Raw genomic sequence first — 2,530 nt, 5'->3', positions numbered from 1 at the left:
TTCTTAAACCCCCCCCGGGGGCCCCCCCGGGCCCCTTCGCCCGCCGGCTATCCGTGAGGGGGTGCTTCTCGTACACGTTCTAAGGCGTGAGGAACGCAACCTCCCCCATCAAGCCTCAAGACTCAAGTCTCACACCTCCCCCAAAGACCGGGGCGGGAATCGAACCCGCTTTGAGCGCAGTTGCAGTGCGCCGCCTTTGCCATTCAGCCACCCGGCCGCAGACGATGAAACGCGAAACTAATACGCATCCCGCCCACAACACGTGCGTCGCGTGTGCCACACAACTGCCCTGCTTGCAGGGCTGTTGTGTGCGGATGCAACGTTGATCGGCATGTCGGCACACAGCAGGCCTTCGGCCAGTGGTGTGGCGCTCCGTTAGCACGCCTTGTTTTTTGTGGGAACCGAATAAGTGCGGCCGACAGGACTCGAACCTGTTCCTCCGTCGTGGCGGGGCGGTGTTCTGCCGGATGAACCACGGCCGCAAAAATCCCCGCCGCCACGCCCCGGAACCCCCGGACGGTTCCGGCAGCGTGACGGCGGGATCGGGTAACGAGAAACAACAATCTCAGCCGGCCTTCTCGTCGGGGCCGGCCTCCGACGGGCCGCTTTCGCCGGTCGTGCCCGCGAGCGAGCGCACCTGCTCCAGCATCCCGCCGTGGCCGAAGACAAAGGTCGCCTTCGTGCCGCGCATGATCTCCTGCAGCGACTCGAGCTCCTTCATCCGGGTCAGCGCCGGGTTGTCCGCCAGCAGCTTCGCCGTGTTCACCTGGCTCCGCGCGGCGGCGGTCTCTTCACGCCGGCGGATCAGGTTCGCCTCGGCCTGCTTCTGGGCCAGGATCACCTCGTTGAGGATTGCCTTCATGTCGCCCGGCAGGATCACGTCCCGCAGGCCGACACCCTTGACCGACACGCCGAACGCCTCGGCACGCGACGCCAAAGCGTTACGCACCTCGCTACCCACGGCGTCCTTGTCCGTCAGCAGCTTGTCGAGGTTGCGCGTGCCCACCGCCTCACGCAGCGCGAGCTGCGCCTCGCGGTAGAGCGCCTGCGCGTAGTCGGCGACCGACTCGACCGCACGCCGCGCATCGAGCACACGGTACGTCACCAGCAGGTTCACACGCAGCGTCACCTTGTCCGCCGTCATGATCTCCTGGCCCGCGACATCGAGCACCTGTTCGCGCAGGTCCACGATCTTCCGCTCGATCCGGCCGGCGCCACGCCAGTACACGTGCAGGCCCGGCGACAGCTCGCCGACCAGCGCACCGTCGCGGTAGACCAGCACGGCCTCGCCCGGCTCGACATGCACGCCGTCGAAGTACCGCGACGCGCCCGGCAGCGCGAGCACCGCCTCGACCTTCTTGTGCGTGAAGACGAAGTCGTTGACGTTGTATGGCTCGACCTCGACCTTCGCCGGGCCGTTCCAGAAGACGTGCCGGCCCGGAGCGAGCACGCCGCGCAGCCGGCGATCCACCCACAGCAGCGCCCGCTCGTCGTCGGCGAGCTCGACACGGTGGACCTGCTCGGCCACGGCCGGGTGATCGACCAGGACGTCCAGCATCTTGTGCCGGAACGCGACTTCCATCCGATCAACCACCTCGACGGTGTCGATGCCGATGAGCCGGCCCGGCTTCCAGTACGCGCCGGGTGCGAGGAGTCCCTTGAAGTCGCCGTGGCGGAACCACAGGCCGACTTCGTGCTTGCGGATGCGAAGCGTCATCATGTCTGTGCTCCTTTGAGACAGGGTGAAAAGAAGGCCGACACGAACACCGCGCAGGCCGGAAACATCTGAAAACTAATCAAAAGCGGGCCGGGGGCGTGCCAACTTGCTGCCACCACGACCGTCCGGGCGGGGCCGGCTTGAGAGACGGCAGGGAACGCGCCGACGTCCCACGGCCGCACGCCGCGTTCGCACCAACACGCGGGGCGAAAGCCCTTTGTATTGATGTTTGCGCGACGCGGGGCCGAGCGACCGCACGGGTGGGCCGAGGCGCACCCTACGCTTTGCCGAATCGGTATCCGCCGGGCCGCGGGGCCCGTTGATCGCTGCCGCGCTGCGCGGTGTTGAGCCGACAAGCGGCAACAGCACGAAGCACAGCTCGGCCGGTGGCATCGAGTGGCTTGCGCCCCCGACCCAGAATGGTGCCCGAACTTCGGGCCAGAGGGGGAGTCGAACCCCGGGCGTGATAGGCCCTGCCAGGAGTGGGCCGGATTCGAACCGGCTACCCACGGATTCACAGTCCGTTGCTCTACCAGATGAGCTACCACAACAACCGCGCTGTCTTCCGATGCCATTCACGGGACACGCCATAGCCGACCGCTGAACGGGGCCGGCGCGCCGCTGGACAACACCGCGGGGATGTACACGAGAGAAACACGCACGGCAGGATTCGAACCCGCACCTAGCGGATCTGGAATCCGCCGCTCTACCGTTGAGCTACATGCGTAAGTGGAGTCAATCGGTGGGGCGGACATTCCTGTCTGCCATCCGGCGCAGCCGGACCGGGGTATAACCCTCGGCCTTCGGCCGATG

At 66.6% G+C, this 2,530-nt stretch carries 1 protein-coding gene and 3 tRNA genes; all 4 read right to left on the bottom strand.

Annotation, left to right across the window (positions count from 1 at the left end):
• Positions 1–144 precede the first annotated feature (144 nt).
• The 4 genes from AAGA11_23025 to AAGA11_23010 all read right to left on the bottom strand — a co-directional run bounded on the left by AAGA11_23025 (position 145) and on the right by AAGA11_23010 (position 2,444).
• Positions 145–217 (bottom strand) — tRNA-Cys (locus AAGA11_23025).
• Between the two features lie 193 nt (positions 218–410).
• A tRNA-Gly gene (locus AAGA11_23020) sits at positions 411–482 on the bottom strand.
• 83 nt (positions 483–565) lie between these two features.
• On the bottom strand, positions 566–1,720 hold the full coding sequence (locus tag AAGA11_23015; protein ID MEM9605745.1) for a slipin family protein: 1,155 nt from the start codon (positions 1,718–1,720) through the stop codon (positions 566–568).
• A 652-nt stretch (positions 1,721–2,372) separates the two neighbouring features.
• Positions 2,373–2,444 (bottom strand) — tRNA-Trp (locus AAGA11_23010).
• Positions 2,445–2,530 lie beyond the last annotated feature (86 nt).

The sequence above is a fragment of the Pseudomonadota bacterium genome, from assembly GCA_039196715.1.
Classification (GTDB): domain Bacteria; phylum Pseudomonadota; class Gammaproteobacteria; order CALCKW01; family CALCKW01; genus CALCKW01.
The sequence above is the reverse complement of the archived record's forward strand: the minus strand, read 5'-3'. Positions and strand labels throughout refer to the sequence as shown.

What these genes read in the sequence shown, in the direction of transcription:
- AAGA11_23015 (MEM9605745.1), bottom strand. Translation starts at nt 1,720, where the DNA reads ATGATGACGCTTCGCATCCGCAAGCACGAAGTCGGCCTGTGGTTCCGC.